Consider the following 14,608-nt stretch of genomic DNA (forward strand, 5'->3'; position numbering starts at 1 on the left):
CCCCGCATGCGTTGGCGCGGGCGGGGCGCGGCCCCAAGTTATCAGCGAGCGTCGCGAGGCTGTCAATCGAGCGGGAGGCGCCTATCTTGTAATGACGCCTTGCGCGATTAGAATAGAGGCTGCGCCAGCGCCTCCCCTGCGCGCAGATCATGTGGAGAGATGACGATGTCCTGGACCGACGAGCGGGTCGAGCAGCTGACGAAGATGTGGACCGAAGGTCAGAGCGCGAGCCAGATCGCCAAGGCGCTCGGCGGCGTCACGCGCAACGCCGTGATCGGCAAGGTTCATCGGCTCGGTCTGTCCAACCGCGCGACCGCGAAGGCCGCGCCGGCGGCCGAGGAGGCGAAGCCGGCCGTGAAGCCGGCCGCCGCCGCCGCCGCCAATCCCGAACCGGCGACCGCGGCGCCTCCCCCTCCGCCGCCGCCGCCGCAGGAGCCGAAGGCCGCGCCGGCCGCGCCGAGGCCGGTCCACTCGGCCGGCTCCCGGCGCGAGCCGCCGCCGCCGACGCCGGCCATGGTCGAGGATGCGCAGCGCACCGCCGAGGCCCTGGCCGAGATGGAGGCGAAGGCGAAGCGGCTCAATCTGCTGGAGCTGACCGAGCGCACCTGCAAATGGCCGATCGGCGACCCCGCGACCGACGATTTCTTCTTCTGCGGCCTCGCCTGCCAGCCGGGAAAACCCTATTGCGAGGCCCATGTCGCGGTGGCCTTCCAGCCGATGTCGTCGCGCCGCGACCGCGACCGGCGCCGCAACCGCTCGACCGGCGGCGGCGGCTTCCGCTGAGGCCGTCAGTCCCGCGCCGCGCCGGGTGATGCGGCGCGGCGGCGGCCGCCGAACTGCGCGAGCGCGAGCCCGGCGAGGATCAGCCCCATCGCCAGCGGAAACGCCGGGTCCAGCGCCTCGCCGAGGAAGAACACGCCGAACGCGGCGGCCCAGAGCGGCACCTGGTAATTCACGGAAGCGAGGAACGGCGGCCCGGCGAGCGCGAGAAGCGCCAGCATGATGATCTGCGCCATCGCCGTCGCGCCGAGGCCGAGCGCGGCCGCGAGCGCCCATGACGTCGCGCTGAAGGCGCCGAGATCCGGCGCCTCCACCCAGAGCGCCAGCGGCACGCCGACAAGGGCGCCGACCCCGATCACCGCCGCGCTCATGCCGAGCGGGTCCACCGGCCCGGCGCGCTTCAGCACGATGCCGTTCAGCGCGTAGCAGAGCATCGCCCCGAGGCTGGCCAACTGGCCGAGCAGCCGAAAATCCCACCCTCCGATCATCCCGAACGCCTCCGGCCCGATCAGGAGGGCGACGCCGATGAAGCCGGCGAAGAACCCGGCGATCCGCGGCGCCGTCATCCGCTCTCCCTTGATGAGGAAATGGGAGAGGATCAGCGAGACCATCGGCATCGGCGCCATCAGGAGCGCGGTGAGCGCGGAGGGAATGTGGACCTGGGACCAGGAGATGAGCCAGAACGGCAGGAGCGTGCCGAACAGGGCGGAGAAGGCCGCGATCGCCCAGAGCCGCCCGCCGGCGCCGCCGATGCGGGGAAGACGCGCGCCGGTCGCGGCGACGGCCGCGAAAAGGAGCGCCGCCGCGAAGGCGAGGCGGAACGCGGCGAGGGTGAGCGGCGGAATCTCCCGCACCACGATATTCGTGAACATGAAGCTCGACCCGAAGATCAGCCCGAGAAGAAGCAGCAGCGCCCAGGCCCGAAGCCCGGGGCCGGCTCCCGTCACAAGACGGCCTCGAGCGCCTCGATCAGCCGGTCGCAATCCTCGTCGTCGTTCCAGAGATGCGGGGTGATGCGGAGCGCGCCGCCCCGCGCCGAGAGATGCACCCCGCGCGCCGCGAGCCGGGCGATAAGATCCGCCGGCGCCCCCGCCGGCAGCCCGGCGGAGAGGAAATGCGGCCCGCGCGCCGCGTCCGGCGTCGGCGAGAGGCCGAGCGCGGCGATCCGCCGCGAGAGCCCGGCCGTGCGCGCGGCCAGCGTCTCCCCGATATTCGCCGGCCCCCATCGGGTGAGCAGCTCCAGCCCGGCGATCAGTCCCGGCGTCAGCGCGAAATTGGCCCGCTCCCCCATGTCGAAGCGGAGCGCGCCCGGCTCGTAATCGTCGGTGTAGGCGGTGAGGCCGGAGAAATCGCGGCTGTCCTTGCGGGCGATCCAGCCCTCCTCCAGCGGCGCGCCGTCCCGCCGCTCGGGCGCGACGTAGAGAAACCCGGTGGCGTAGGGGCCGAGCAGCCATTTATAGGCGGCGGCGGCGGCGAAATCCGGCCGGATCGCGCTGAAGTCGGTCTCCATCGCGCCGGCGGACTGGGTGAGGTCGAGCACCAGCGCCGCGCCGACCTCGTCGCAGCGCCGGCGCACCGCCGCGAGATCGACGAGCGCGCCCGTCGTCCAGAGCAGATTGGGCAGCGCCGCGACCGCGCAGCGCTCGTCGATCGCGGCGAGGACCGCCTCGGTCGCCGGCGCGCCCGGCTCCGGCGCGACCGCGACGATCTCGCCGCCGGTCTCCGCGACCTTCCGGCGCCAGGGATAGACGTTGCTCGGAAACTGGTCCGCGAGCAGGACGACGCGGCGCCCCGGTCCGACCGCGATGTTCTTCGCCGCCGTCTCGACGCCGTAGCTGGCGGAGGGGACCAGCGCCACGCCGGCGGCGTCGGCGTTCACCAGCCCGGCGAACAGCGCGCGCGCGCGGTCGGGCGCCTCATAGAAATCCGGGATCGTCAGCTCCCATGGCCGCGCCTTCATCCGCGCGCCGCGGTCGATCGCCGCGACCGCCTCGCGGCTCAGCGGCGACATGTAGGCTGTGTTGAGATAGGCGACGTCGCGCGGAATGTCGAAAAGCGCGCGCTGGCAGGGGATAAGCGTCATGCGGAGGCTCCTTCGCCTCCATCGCTACCCGCATATCGGGCCGCGATCAATCGCGCTCAGACCGGGTCGCAGAATGTGAGGTCGGCCGGGTCCGCCGCGGTCCAGCGCTCGGTCTTCCCGAGGAACGGCGCCCCGAGATAGCCCCGCGCCTTCAGGCCGTCCGTCGTGCGTTCGAGGCGGAAATCGAAGGTGCGCCCGGTCTTCGGGTCGTAGACCTTGCCCTTGTCCCAGCCGCCCTCGCCGTCGGGGCGGAGCCCGGTGATCACCTCGATCCCGCACCAGGGCCGGTCGCGGAGCGTGGAATCGGGGTTTTTCGCATCGAGCCGGGGCGAGCCGTCCTTGAAGGTCTTCTTCTTGATCCAGACGGTCCTGCCGCAGAGGGTCTCGGGCCCGCATTCGTAGAGCCTGACGATCACCCCCTGCTTTTCGGTCAGCCAGAGCCCGGTCGGCGGGTTGGCGCGCGCCTCGAGCAGGGCGGGCAGGGTGATGAGCAGGAGGGCGGCGAGGAAGAGGCGTATCATCGCGGAGCTTTCATCTTGGGTCCTTCTCCCACGTATGAACGCGGCGCCTCCGTCGCAAAGGGCCTTAAGTCACATGTCGGTCTTTCGGGCGGGTTTCTTCGGAGCGGCGCATTTCCGGGATTGACGCCGCGCCCCGGCGCCGCCTATTCCGGCTCCGGGCGGGTCGCCGGGTAAGGGCGAGCGGCGGCAAGCTCAGAAATATCGCCCTGACGATGGAGCGCGTCGATGACGTTCCCGCAAAAGCCGCACGGCAAGCCCGTGCGCCCGGAATTCTCATCCGGACCCTGTCCGAAACATCCTGACTGGTCGCTCGAAGCGGTCGCGGCGAAGGCCTTTCTCGGCCGGTCGCACCGCGCGGCGGGCCCGAAGGCGCAGCTGAAGGCGGCGGTGGACCGAACGGCCGCGCTGCTCGGCGTTCCCGAAGGCTACCGGGTCGGCGTCACGCCGGCCTCGGACACCGGAGCGGTGGAGATGGCGCTCTGGGGCCTCCTTGGGCCGCGCCCGGTCGATGTCCTGGTCTGGGAGAGCTTCGGCGCCGGCTGGGCCGCGAATGTGCAAAAGCAGCTGAAGCTCGACGACGTCAACATCCTCAAGGCGGAGTACGGCGCGCTGCCGGATCTTTCCGCGGTTCGCCCGGAGGCGGACGTGGTCTTCACCTGGAACGGCACCACCTCGGGCGCGCGGATTCCGAACGCGGACTGGATCGCGGCGGACCGCGCCGGGCTGACGATCTGCGACGCCACCTCGGCCGCCTTCGCGCAAGGTCTGGACTGGCCGAAGCTCGATGTCGTCACCTTCTCCTGGCAGAAGGTGCTGGGCGGGGAGGGCGCGCATGGCGTCATCGTGCTCTCGCCGCGCGCGGTGGAGCGGCTGGAGAGCTTCACGCCGGACCGCCCGCTGCCGAAGATCTTCCGGCTGACCAAGGGCGGCGCCCTGATCGAGGGGGTCTTCCGCGGCGAGACGATCAACACGCCGTCGATGCTCGCGGTCGCGGATTACATCGACGCGCTGGACTGGGCGGAGCGGGTCGGCGGCCTGCCCGCGCTCCGGGCGCGGGCTGACGCGAATTTCGCCGCGCTTCAGGGCTGGGTCGACCGGACGAGCTGGATCGAGAACCTGGTCGCGGCCCCCGCGAACCGCTCGAACACCTCCGTCTGCCTCAGGATCACCGACCCCGAGGTGGCGGCGCTGGACGACGCGGCGCAGCGGGCGTTCTGCAAGCGGATGGTCGCGCGGCTCGAAGCCGAGGAGGCCGCTTACGATATCGGCGGCTACCGCGATGCGCCTCCGGGGCTCCGGATCTGGTGCGGGGCCACGGTGGACACCGCCGATATCGAGGCGCTGACGCCCTGGCTCGACTGGGCCTTCGCGGCGGAGAAAGCGGCGCTCTCGCCCGCGACCGCCTGAACTTCCGCCCCCCTTTCTCCTTCGGGGAAGGGGGGCGCCTCCCCTTTTTCACATCATTCGATCGGGCCGCGACGCCTGATCCGCGAGGTGACGACTCATGCCTAAGGTTCTTATTTCCGACAAACTCTCCGACGCCGCCGTCCAGATCTTTCGGGAGCGCGGCGTCGAGGTGGATTTCCAGCCGACTCTCGGCAAGGATCCGGCCGCGCTGAAGGCGATCATCGGCGACTATGACGGGCTCGCCATTCGCTCCGCCACCAAGGCGACGGCGGAGATCATCGCCGCCGCGGGCAATCTGAAGGTGATCGGGCGCGCCGGGATCGGCGTCGACAACATCGATCTCGCCGCGGCGTCGGCCAAGGGCGTCGTGGTGATGAACACGCCGTTCGGAAACGCGATCACCACCGCCGAACACGCGATCGCGATGATGTTCGCGGTGGCGCGGCAGATCCCCGCCGCCGACGCCTCAACCCAGGCCGGAAAATGGGAGAAATCCCGCTTCATGGGAGTGGAGCTGACCGGCAAGACGCTGGGCCTCATCGGCTGCGGCAATATCGGCTCGGTCGTCGCGGCGCGCGGCGTCGGGCTGAAGATGAAGGTGATCGCGTTCGACCCTTTCCTCTCCGCCGACCGCGCGCAGGATCTCGGCGTCGAGAAGGTCGCCGATGTCGAGACGCTGCTCAAGCGGGCCGATTTCGTCTCGCTGCATCTGCCGAAGACGGAGAAGACCGCCAACATCCTCTCCGCGGAGCGCGTGGCGCTGATGAAGCCGGGGGCCCGGCTGATCAACTGCGCGCGGGGCGGGCTGGTCGACGAGGCGGCGGTGGCCGCGGCGCTGAAATCCGGCGCGCTGGCCGGCGCCGGGTTCGACGTGTTCGCGGTGGAGCCGGCGACGGAGAACCCGCTCCTCGGCTGCCCGAACTTCGTCGCGACCCCGCATCTCGGCGCGGCGACCACCGAAGCGCAGGAGAACGTCGCGCTTCAGGTGGCGGAGCAGATGTCGGACTACCTCATGCAGGGCGCGATCTCGAACGCGATCAACGCGCCGTCGGTGACGGCGGAGGAGGCGCCGCTGCTGAAGCCCTGGATCGGGCTTTGCGAGAAGCTCGGCGGGTTCGCCGGCCAGGTGACGGAGAACCCGATCAAGGAGCTGGAGATCGAATATGTCGGCGAGGTCGGGGAGCTCAATCTCCGTCCGCTGACCGCCGCGCTGGTGGCGGCGCTGCTCACGCCGCTGGTGGGCGAGGGCGGCGTCAACATGGTCTCCGCGCCGCTGGTCGCGCGCGAGCGCGGCATGAAGATCTCCGAGACGCGCAAGGACGCGCAGGGCGCCTATGGCTCCTATGTCCGGCTGATCGTGACGACGGAGGTCCGGACCCGCTCGCTGGCCGGAACGGTGTTCTCCGACGGCAAGCCGCGGATCATCCAGATCAAGGGCATCGATCTCGAGAGCGAGCCCTCGAAGCACATGCTCTACACCACGAACAGCGATACGCCAGGCTTCATCGGCGCGCTGGGGCAGAAGCTCGGGGCGCTCAACATCAACATCGCGACCTTCGCGCTCGGCCGCGCGAATCGGGGCGGCGAGGCGATCGCGCTGATTGGCGTCGATGAGCCGATCGAGCCGGGGATGTTGAAGGAGATCATGTCGCTGCCGCAGGTCATTCAGGCGAAAGCGCTGACCTTCTGAGCGAGGCGAGAGCCGCCCGGCCCCTCGGGGCCGGGCGGCGGTCAGGCCGCTGGGGTCAGCGGATCACCTGGACGTTCGGGCTGTCTTCGCCCGGGCCGAGGGCGCCGGTCAGGCGCCGGATCGTTCCGCCGCCGTCGCCGGTGACGTTCAGCGAATAGGACGTCTTGCCCTCGCCGCGGACGGTGAACGCGTCCACGAAGAAGACATAGGTTCCCTTCGGAATATCGTCGCCGTTCACGACGATGTTCTCCACGCGCTTGTTCGGCGCGACGCTGACGACGCCGCCGAGATTGTCCACGTCGAGCGTGGCGGTGGCCAGGTTGTCGTTGAAGATGACGGTCTTGTTGAACCAGGCGACCTCGCCGGCGTTGTTCGGCAGGATCAGGTGCAGGTCGAGATCGGACGTGTTGGTCCAGATCAGCTGCCCCTGGATCACGCCGGTTCCGCCGATATCGACGAAATCGGCGTTGTCGACCAGGGCGCCCAGCCGATCCATGTCGGAATACACCGCGGCCTGCGCGACCTCCTCGACCCGGCTGAGGTCGAACGCGTCGTCAAGCACCGAGGTCGTTTCGAGAAAGAGGCCGTTGGTCGCCACCGCTTCGGCGACGACGGCGCCCGGCGCGAGGGAGTTGTCGGTCGCGAGGCCGCCTGCGGAGGCCGGCAGCCGTTCCGCCGGCGCGCCGCCATCGCCCGGCGTGATGAAGAGCCCCGTGACCTGTTCCGCCGTCATGGTGTCGATCACGCCGGCGTAGCTCACGTCGCCATTTGGGTCGACGACGGCGGAGCCGCCGGGGCGGGAGATGTAGAGCTCGTCGGTCGCGGTGGCGACATGGGCGTATTCGCCGCCGATCAGCGTCACCCGCGCGCCGCCGTCGTCAAAGCTCTCGACCGTCGCGGCGCCGCCGCGGATGCCGATGGTGGCGGTCGGCGTGCGGATCGTGGCGTCGGCGGTCTTCGTCACCCGGCCGCCGATCATCCGCACCGCGCCGCGGAGCAGGCTGACGCCGATCTCGCCGCGCTCGCTCGCCGGATCGTAGACATATTTGTCGAGCCGGATCCGGGAGTTCGGCGCGATGGTCAATGTCGTCTGGTCGTGAAACATCGCGAATCCGAGCCCGTCCGGGCCGGAGACGATGTCGTCGTCGCTGAAGACGGCCTCGCCGGTCAGCAGCGGGCGGGGCGGCGCGCTCGGCGCGGTTCCGGTCATGGCGGGGTTGGCCGCGCCCATGACGCCGATCTCCTGCGCGCCGGCGGCGGGCGCGATCAGCAGCGCCGCGCCGAGGGCGGCGGCGCAGGTCAGGAGGCGGGGACGGTGGTCGGAAAATGTCATCGCGCGGCTCCTAGAATTCGTAAACGACCGAGAGCGCCCCGGTCAGATTGTCGAGATCGAAGTTCGGGATGTTCGAGTCGCGGTTGTAGTAGTCCACATCGGCGCGGACCCCGAGCCCGTCCTGAATGCGGAAGAGATGCCCGAGTCCGATCCGGAACTCCTTGTCGCTGCGGCTTCGCGTCGGGTCGATATAGGGGACCGCGTCGTCGAAGTATCGCCGCGTGGCGCGGGCGTAGGCCGAGGCGGTCCAGAGCCCGTCCACCATGTCGATGTCCGGGGCGTAGGAATATGTGAAGGAGCTTCTGAGGCCGAATTCCTGGTTGTCGAAGTCGCTGTCGTCGGTGAACTCGGCGGCGGCGAAGATCGAGCCGTTGATCTGCGCGCCGGGGCTGGTGCGCGCGGAGGCGCCGATCTCGCCGCCGAAGATCACGCTGTCGAACTCGCTGAACCCGTTGTGGAAGTCCCGCCGGTTGAGATCGAAGCGCGCGAAGGTCGTGAGGGTGTCGGACACCGGCCGCGAAAATTCGGCGCCGACGCCATAGTCGGAATAGAGCGAGTCGTTGCCGACGCGCGCATATCCGAGATTGACGAACGGGCGCATCTTGACGCCGAAGGCGCGGTTGTCGAGCGCGAGATTGGGCCCGGTGGTGAGCGAGACGACATCGACGTCGCCGTCGGTCTCGTCGAAGAAATGCAGGGAATAGAGATTGAGATCCGTCACCAGCGCGTCGCTGTTCGAGCGGCCGAGATCATATGTGTGGCGGAGCGACAGCGCGGCGCGCGCGCCGATATCCGATTGCGCGGTCGCGGAGGAGGGGATGATCGCGGGCACCCCGAAAAAGGAGATCAGATCGTTTTTCGGCCCGAGATTGGCGTTCGAGGAGTAGGCGAGGCCGAAGGAGGCGACGCCGGAGAGCTGGGAGACCTCCGTCCGGCGCGCGATTTCGGCCTGGTATTGCGCCGCGCGCGCGTCCAGCTCCGGCGGCAGCCCGTGCGTCCGGGCCGCGTTCAGGTGAACCTCCGCGATCCGGTAGGAGCCGATGCGGAAATAGGCGACGCCGAGCTCCAGCTCGGTCAGCGGCTCGTCCGGCTCGTAGATCAGCGCCCGCTCGAGGGTCGCGATCGCCGCCTCGTAATCGCTCAGCTCGACCGAGACCCGCGCATAGGCGATCATCAGCTCCGGATCGGCCGGCCGGGTCAGCATTTCCGCGTAGAGCTCGGCCTGCTTCTGGCGCTTTTCGGCGCTGTCGTCGGCGGCGCCCGCCGCCACGGCGAACGCCGACAGCGCGCATGCGATCACAGCCGTGGAAAAATACCTCATGGCTTCTTCGACCCCCCTCGAAGCATGAATCCCCAGATTTGGCGCTGAAATTGATCAGTGTTGTCGATTATGTCAATGTTTTTTGTCGCCCGCCGACGCCCGCCGCAATCGAGAGATTTTAATGGGTATGGTAAACGAAATATTCACTATAATAAAGATGTGTATCGGCCGGCGCGCTCCGGCGCGCTTCGGCGGCGGCGCGTCATATAGGCAAGTACACATCTCCGCCGTCGGCGCCGCGCCCTGATGAGGCCTCGCGCGGGGAGATGCGCCCGGGCGCTGCGCGCGCCGGCGCCCGTGCGGCGGTTTGGCGGTTTCCGGGAGCGGCGGCCACGCCTATAAGGGCGCCGCTTACAAGGGAGTTCATCCATGGCGAATGTGGCGGTCGTCGGCGCCCAGTGGGGCGACGAAGGCAAGGGAAAGATAGTCGACTGGCTTTCGGAGCGCGCGGACGTGATCGTCCGGTTCCAGGGCGGGCACAACGCCGGCCATACGCTGGTGATCGGCGGCGTGACCTACAAGCTCTCGTTGCTGCCGTCGGGCATCGTCCGCCGGGGCAAGCTCTCCGTGATCGGCAACGGGGTCGTGCTCGACCCGTGGGCGCTGGTGAAGGAGATCGGCGTGCTGCGGGGGCAGGGCGCGGAGATCTCCCCGGCCAGTTTCGCCGTGGCGGAGAACGCGCCGCTGATCCTGCCGATTCACCGCGATCTCGACCAGCTGCGCGAGGCTGCGGCGGGAACCGAGAAGATCGGCACCACCGGGCGCGGCATCGGCCCGGCCTATGAGGACAAGGTCGGCCGGCGCGCGGTCCGCGTCGCCGATCTCGCCGACGAGGCGACGCTGGAGGGGCGGCTCGACCGGCTTCTCGCGCATCATGACGCGCTGCGGCGCGGGCTCGGCGTCGCTCCGATCGACCGCGCCGCGCTGAAGGCGGAGCTGACGGCGATCGCGCCGGAGATCCTGCCCTATGCGGCGCCGGTCTGGCGGCTGCTCGCGGAGCGGCGCCGGGCGGGGCAGCGGATCCTGTTCGAGGGCGCGCAGGGCGCGCTGCTCGATGTCGATTTCGGAACGTATCCCTACGTCACCTCGTCGAACACGCTCGCCGGCATGGCGGCGACCGGCTCGGGGCTCGGCCCGAACGCGGTGGATTTCGTGCTCGGCATCGTCAAGGCCTACACGACGCGGGTCGGCGAAGGGCCGTTCCCGACCGAGCTGCATGACGCCGACGGGCGGCGCCTCGGCGAGCGCGGGCGCGAATTCGGCACCGTCACCGGCCGCAAGCGCCGCTGCGGCTGGTTCGACGCGGTTCTGGTGCGCCAGACCTGCATGCAGAGCGGGGTCTCGGGCATCGCCCTCACCAAGCTCGACGTGCTGGACGGGTTCGACGAGCTGAGGATCTGCACCGGCTATCGCCTCGGCGGCGAGGTGCTCGACCATCTGCCGACGGCGGCGGCGCTGCAGGCGGCGGCCGAGCCGATCTACGAGACGTTGCCCGGATGGCGGGAGAGCACCGAGGGCGCGCGCTCATGGGCCGATCTCCCGGCGGCCGCGATCAAGTATGTCCGGCGGGTGGAGGAGCTGATCGGCTGCCCGGTCGCGCTGCTCTCGACCTCGCCGGAGCGGGACGACACCATCCTCGTCACCGATCCGTTCGCGGATTGAGCGGCGGCGTGGCGCTCTCCTACAAGACGCGGCGGCGGCTCTCTCTCCTGCTGCTGCTGGTCTGGCTGCCGCTCTATGTGGTGGCGGCGGTGACGGTGATGAACTGGATCGACCGGCCGCCGCTCTGGCTCGAACTCGGGATCTACATCGCGCTCGGGGTGCTCTGGGCGCTGCCGTTCCGCGTCGTGTTTCGCGGCGTCGGCAAGGCGGCGCCGAAGGAGGAGGGGCCGGAGGGCTGAGGCGCGCCCGCGCGGGCTCATTCCCCCCTTTTCGACGACGGCGCGCGATCGGCGCGGGAGAGGATCAGCGTCTCCTCCTCCTTCGGCGGCTCGTGGTCGTCGTCGAAGAGGGAGCGCTCCTCGCCGGCCGGCTTCGGGAGCGGCCGCTCCGCCTCCTCCCGCGCGAAACGGGCGCGCATCCGCTCCAGTTCAGGCCCCATGCCGGGGGGCATCTTGATCACCTCGGTCGCGGCGAGGCGCGGGCGGCCCGCGTCGTCGAGGCCGGGCTCGGCGTCCCTCCGCGCGACGCGCACCTCGTCCGGCCCCGCCGCGACCTCGGCGTCGAGGCGCGCCGCCTCCTCGCGCAGCTTTTCGGCGAAGCGCGCGCGAAGATCGGCGCCGCGCGGCCCGCCGCTGGCCGCCATCCACGCCTCCGCCGACGCGGTTTCGGAGAACAGCTCGACGACGCGGCCGAGAATGGCGTGCGGATCGTCATAGCCGACGATCTCGCAACGGAACGCGCCGAGCGAAAGGTCGAGTTTTCGTGTCTGCGTCATATCGCGCCCCCACGCGCCGGTCCGGGCCCGCCCGGTTTCGTCTCATGCGCCCGCCGGATATAGCTTAACCCGGATCGGGCCGAAAGCGACAGGCGATCATCCCGAAAGCGGGCGCCGGGGCGGCGGCGCGGAGCAGGAAAGGGCGTGAATGAGGCCGGAGGAGACAATCCGCGTCGCGCGCGGGGCGACCCTGCTCGGCGCGGGGCCGGAGGCGGCGGAGACGGCCGGGGCGCTGGACGAGGCGCTGGCGCGGGCGGCGGCGCTGATCTGCGCCGATGGCGGCGCCAACGCGCTGCCGGCGGGGCTGACGCCGGACGCGATCATCGGCGACCTGGATTCGCTCGAAGACGTGGCGGGCTGGCGCCGCCGGCTCGGCGCGCGGCTGATCCATGTGCCCGAGCAGGAGACCACGGATCTCGAAAAATGCCTTCTTCGCGTCGAAGCGGCGTTTTTCCTCTGCGTCGGCTTTCTCGGCGGCCGGGTGGATCACCAGCTCGCCGCGCTCCATGCGCTGATCACGGATCCGCGGCCGATCCTGATGATCGGGGCGGAGGATGTGATCTTCTCCGCCGGGGTCTCGCTGTCGCTGGATCTGGAGCCGGGGGACCGGATTTCGATCTTCCCGATGCGCACGGTCGCGAGCCTTTCGGGGCGGGGGCTGCGCTGGCCGGTCGACGGGCTCCGCTTCGAGGCGGGCGCGAGGGTCGGCACGTCGAACGAGGCGACCGGGCCGGTCACGCTCGACTTCGACCGCGCGGGCGCGGTCGTCATCCTGCCGCGCGCGCGGCTTGACGCGGCGCTTCAGGGGCTGTTGAAGCAGGCTGAGCCCAGAGGAGACCCTGATCGTGGATGAGCCGAAAACCCCTGCGGAACGGGCGAAGTTCGCCGCCGCGCGCCGCGCGCTCGACTATGTCGAGCCGGGCATGCGCCTTGGCCTCGGGACCGGGTCGACGGCGGTTCACCTCGTGCGCCTGCTCGGCGAGCGGATGGGCGCGAGCGGCCTCTTCTGCGTCGCCACCTCGTCGCGGACCGCGCGGCTCGCGGCGGAATGCGGGCTTCGCGTCGGCGCGCTGGACGAGGTCGGCGCGCTCGATCTCACGATCGACGGGGCCGACGAGTTCGACCCGGACCTCACCCTGATCAAGGGCGGCGGCGGCTCTCTCCTTCAGGAAAAGATCGTCGCCGCGGCGTCCCGGCGGATGATCGTGATCGCGGATGCGGGCAAGGCGGTCTCCCGGCTTGGCGCGTTTCCGCTGCCGGTCGAGGTGGTGCGCTTCGGCTGGCGCGCGACGATGGAGCGGATCGCGGAGGCGCTCGCGGACGAGGACGTGGACGGGCGCGCCGCGCGGCTCCGGATGGCGGACGGCGCGCCGCTGGTGACGGACGAAGGCCATCACATCGTCGATCTCGCGCTCGGGCGGATCGGCGACGCGCCGGGGCTCTCTCTCAGGCTCAACAATCTGCCGGGCGTGGTGGAGACCGGACTTTTCATCGACATGGCGCGCGCCGCGGTCGTCGGGCGCGAGGATGGCGGCGCGACGGTCGTTGAAAAACCCGGCCCGGACGGCGCCTGACCGGCGGGCGTCATTGCGTTCAGGGGGTGGGGCGCCTAGATTGCCTTCGACCATGGCGGGGCTCCACACACGGCCCGACGGCGGCATCGGGAGGAGTGTATGAGCGGAAGCTTCGACTATGATCTTTTTGTCATCGGCGGCGGCTCCGGCGGCGTGCGCGCGGCGCGGATGGCGGCGGGCCTCGGCGCGCGCGTCGGAATCGCCGAGGAATTCCGCTTTGGCGGCACCTGCGTCATCCGGGGCTGCGTGCCGAAGAAGCTGATGGTCTACGCGTCGAGCTTCCGGGACGCGTTCGAAGATGCGGCCGGGTTCGGCTGGTCGGTCGGCGAGACCCGGTTCGACTGGAGCCGCCTGATCGCGGCCAAGGACAAGGAGATCGCCCGCCTCGAAGGGCTTTACGCGAAGAACGCCGCCGCGGCCGGGGCCGAGGTGCTCCACACCCGCGCCGAGGTCGCGGGCGCGCATGACGTGCGCCTCGTCGCCGAGGGCCGGACCGTCAGCGCCAAGCATATCCTCGTCGCGACGGGCGGGACGCCCTTCGTTCCGGATTTTCCGGGCGCCGAACATGCGATCACCTCGAACGAGATCTTCAACCTTCCGGCGGCGCCGGAGCGGGTTCTCATCGTCGGCGGCGGCTTCATCGCCTGCGAATTCGCCTGCATCCTGCACGGGCTCGGCGCGAAGGTGACGCAAGTCTACCGGCGCGACCTCATCCTGCGCGGCTTCGATCAGGATCTGCGCGCGCATCTGTCGGCGGAAATGAGCGCCAAGGGGATCGACATCCGCTACGGGCGCGACGTCGTCTCGATCGAAGGCGGCGCGCCGCATCGGGTCCTGTTCGACGACGGCGCGTCGGACACGTTCGATTGCGTGTTCTACGCCACCGGCCGCAAGCCCAACACCGAAGGGCTGGGGCTGGAGGCGGCCGGGGTCGCGCTGACGGAATCCGGCGCGGTCGCGGTCGACGACTGGTCGCAGTCCAACATCCCCTCGATCTACGCGGTCGGCGACGTCACCGACCGGCTCGCGCTGACGCCGGTGGCGATCCGGGAGGGCGCGGCCTTCGTCGAGACGGTGTTCGGCGCCAATCCGACGAAGCCGGATCACGCGGATGTGCCCACCGCGGTCTTCACCCAGCCGGAGATCGGCACGGTCGGGCTGACCGAGGCCGAGGCGCGCGCGCTCGGCGAGGTGGACATCTACAAGGCCGTGTTCCGCCCGATGATGGCGACGCTGTCGGGCCGGGAAGAGAAAATGCTCATGAAGCTGGTCGTGACCCGCGAGGACCAGCGCGTGCGCGGCGTTCATATCGTCGGCCACGGCGCCGGCGAGATGATCCAGTTGGCCGGAGTCGCGGTGAAGATGGGCGCGACGAAGGCGGATTTCGATCGGACGGTCGCGGTGCACCCGACGGCCGCCGAAGAACTTGTGACAATGCGCGACCCGGTCTGAACCGGACCGG

General features: G+C 70.1%; 14 protein-coding genes. 8 read left to right on the plus strand and 6 right to left on the minus strand.

Annotated features, from left to right (window positions below; genetic code table 11):
- Positions 1-165: 165 nt before the first annotated feature.
- Positions 166-783: a GcrA family cell cycle regulator gene (locus WG921_RS10265; protein ID WP_340109136.1), complete on the plus strand. Its 618-nt coding sequence runs from the start codon at positions 166-168 to the stop codon at positions 781-783.
- 5 nt (positions 784-788) lie between these two features.
- On the opposite strand, the gene WG921_RS10270 is transcribed toward WG921_RS10265, so the two are convergent.
- Genes WG921_RS10270 through WG921_RS10280 form a run of 3 tightly spaced genes read right to left on the minus strand, consistent with a single transcriptional unit; the run spans position 789 to position 3,384 of the window.
- Positions 789-1,727 (minus strand): DMT family transporter, encoded by a 939-nt coding sequence (locus WG921_RS10270; protein ID WP_340109137.1) that lies wholly within the window; start codon positions 1,725-1,727, stop codon positions 789-791.
- Positions 1,724-2,863: an aminotransferase class V-fold PLP-dependent enzyme gene (locus WG921_RS10275; protein ID WP_340109138.1), complete on the minus strand. Its 1,140-nt coding sequence runs from the start codon at positions 2,861-2,863 to the stop codon at positions 1,724-1,726. Before WG921_RS10275 ends, WG921_RS10270 begins: the two co-directional genes overlap by 4 nt.
- A gap of 56 nt (positions 2,864-2,919) precedes the next feature.
- Positions 2,920-3,384 carry a DUF2147 domain-containing protein gene (locus WG921_RS10280; RefSeq protein WP_340109139.1) on the minus strand — a complete coding sequence of 155 codons (465 nt, stop codon included), beginning with the start codon at positions 3,382-3,384 and terminating at the stop codon, positions 2,920-2,922.
- A 225-nt stretch (positions 3,385-3,609) separates the two neighbouring features.
- On the opposite strand from WG921_RS10280, the gene WG921_RS10285 reads away from it, so the two are divergent.
- Together WG921_RS10285 and serA are read left to right on the plus strand one after the other, a co-directional pair.
- Positions 3,610-4,791 (plus strand): phosphoserine transaminase, encoded by a 1,182-nt coding sequence (locus WG921_RS10285; protein ID WP_340109140.1) that lies wholly within the window; start codon positions 3,610-3,612, stop codon positions 4,789-4,791.
- A gap of 97 nt (positions 4,792-4,888) precedes the next feature.
- The gene (gene serA / locus WG921_RS10290; protein ID WP_340109141.1) at positions 4,889-6,481 is read left to right on the plus strand and encodes a phosphoglycerate dehydrogenase; all 1,593 of its coding nucleotides are present in this window, start codon (positions 4,889-4,891) and stop codon (positions 6,479-6,481) included.
- Between the two features lie 55 nt (positions 6,482-6,536).
- Here the strand turns inward: serA and WG921_RS10295 are convergent, their stop codons facing one another.
- Positions 6,537-7,814 (minus strand): FecR family protein, encoded by a 1,278-nt coding sequence (locus WG921_RS10295; protein WP_340109142.1) that lies wholly within the window; start codon positions 7,812-7,814, stop codon positions 6,537-6,539.
- 10 nt (positions 7,815-7,824) lie between these two features.
- Positions 7,825-9,135: a hypothetical protein gene (locus tag WG921_RS10300; RefSeq protein WP_340109143.1), complete on the minus strand. Its 1,311-nt coding sequence runs from the start codon at positions 9,133-9,135 to the stop codon at positions 7,825-7,827.
- A 369-nt stretch (positions 9,136-9,504) separates the two neighbouring features.
- Here WG921_RS10300 and WG921_RS10305 point away from each other — a divergent pair, with 369 nt between their 5' ends.
- Positions 9,505-10,797: an adenylosuccinate synthase gene (locus WG921_RS10305; protein WP_340109144.1), complete on the plus strand. Its 1,293-nt coding sequence runs from the start codon at positions 9,505-9,507 to the stop codon at positions 10,795-10,797.
- Positions 10,798-10,805: 8 nt separating this feature from the next.
- On the plus strand, positions 10,806-11,036 hold the full coding sequence (locus WG921_RS10310; RefSeq protein ID WP_340109145.1) for a DUF2842 domain-containing protein: 231 nt from the start codon (positions 10,806-10,808) through the stop codon (positions 11,034-11,036).
- 17 nt (positions 11,037-11,053) lie between these two features.
- Here the strand turns inward: WG921_RS10310 and WG921_RS10315 are convergent, their stop codons facing one another.
- Positions 11,054-11,572 (minus strand): hypothetical protein, encoded by a 519-nt coding sequence (locus WG921_RS10315; protein ID WP_340109146.1) that lies wholly within the window; start codon positions 11,570-11,572, stop codon positions 11,054-11,056.
- A gap of 148 nt (positions 11,573-11,720) precedes the next feature.
- On the opposite strand from WG921_RS10315, the gene WG921_RS10320 reads away from it, so the two are divergent.
- The 3 genes from WG921_RS10320 to gor all read left to right on the plus strand — a co-directional run bounded on the left by WG921_RS10320 (position 11,721) and on the right by gor (position 14,598).
- A complete protein-coding gene (locus tag WG921_RS10320) occupies positions 11,721-12,425 on the plus strand; it encodes a thiamine diphosphokinase (protein WP_340109147.1) in 705 nt (234 codons plus the stop codon).
- A complete protein-coding gene (rpiA, locus tag WG921_RS10325) occupies positions 12,418-13,146 on the plus strand; it encodes a ribose-5-phosphate isomerase RpiA (protein ID WP_340109148.1) in 729 nt (242 codons plus the stop codon). Before WG921_RS10320 ends, rpiA begins: the two co-directional genes overlap by 8 nt.
- A gap of 99 nt (positions 13,147-13,245) precedes the next feature.
- On the plus strand, positions 13,246-14,598 hold the full coding sequence (gene gor / locus WG921_RS10330) for a glutathione-disulfide reductase (RefSeq protein WP_340109149.1): 1,353 nt from the start codon (positions 13,246-13,248) through the stop codon (positions 14,596-14,598).
- Positions 14,599-14,608 lie beyond the last annotated feature (10 nt).

The organism is Paludibacillus litoralis (genome assembly GCF_037646705.1).
Lineage (GTDB): Bacteria > Pseudomonadota > Alphaproteobacteria > Rhodobacterales > Rhodobacteraceae > Pikeienuella > Pikeienuella litoralis.

Bases quoted from the DNA above. Each gene is read 5' to 3' on its own strand.
- WG921_RS10315 (WP_340109146.1), bottom strand. From the start codon at position 11,572: ATGACGCAGACACGAAAACTCGACCTTTCGCTCGGCGCGTTCCGTTGC.
- serA (WP_340109141.1), top strand. From the start codon at position 4,889: ATGCCTAAGGTTCTTATTTCCGACAAACTCTCCGACGCCGCCGTCCAG.
- WG921_RS10320 (WP_340109147.1), top strand. From the start codon at position 11,721: ATGAGGCCGGAGGAGACAATCCGCGTCGCGCGCGGGGCGACCCTGCTC.
- WG921_RS10280 (WP_340109139.1), bottom strand. From the start codon at position 3,384: ATGATACGCCTCTTCCTCGCCGCCCTCCTGCTCATCACCCTGCCCGCC.
- gor (WP_340109149.1), top strand. From the start codon at position 13,246: ATGAGCGGAAGCTTCGACTATGATCTTTTTGTCATCGGCGGCGGCTCC.
- WG921_RS10265 (WP_340109136.1), top strand. From the start codon at position 166: ATGTCCTGGACCGACGAGCGGGTCGAGCAGCTGACGAAGATGTGGACC.
- WG921_RS10285 (WP_340109140.1), top strand. From the start codon at position 3,610: ATGACGTTCCCGCAAAAGCCGCACGGCAAGCCCGTGCGCCCGGAATTC.
- WG921_RS10275 (WP_340109138.1), bottom strand. From the start codon at position 2,863: ATGACGCTTATCCCCTGCCAGCGCGCGCTTTTCGACATTCCGCGCGAC.
- WG921_RS10300 (WP_340109143.1), bottom strand. From the start codon at position 9,135: ATGAGGTATTTTTCCACGGCTGTGATCGCATGCGCGCTGTCGGCGTTC.
- WG921_RS10305 (WP_340109144.1), top strand. From the start codon at position 9,505: ATGGCGAATGTGGCGGTCGTCGGCGCCCAGTGGGGCGACGAAGGCAAG.
- WG921_RS10295 (WP_340109142.1), bottom strand. From the start codon at position 7,814: ATGACATTTTCCGACCACCGTCCCCGCCTCCTGACCTGCGCCGCCGCC.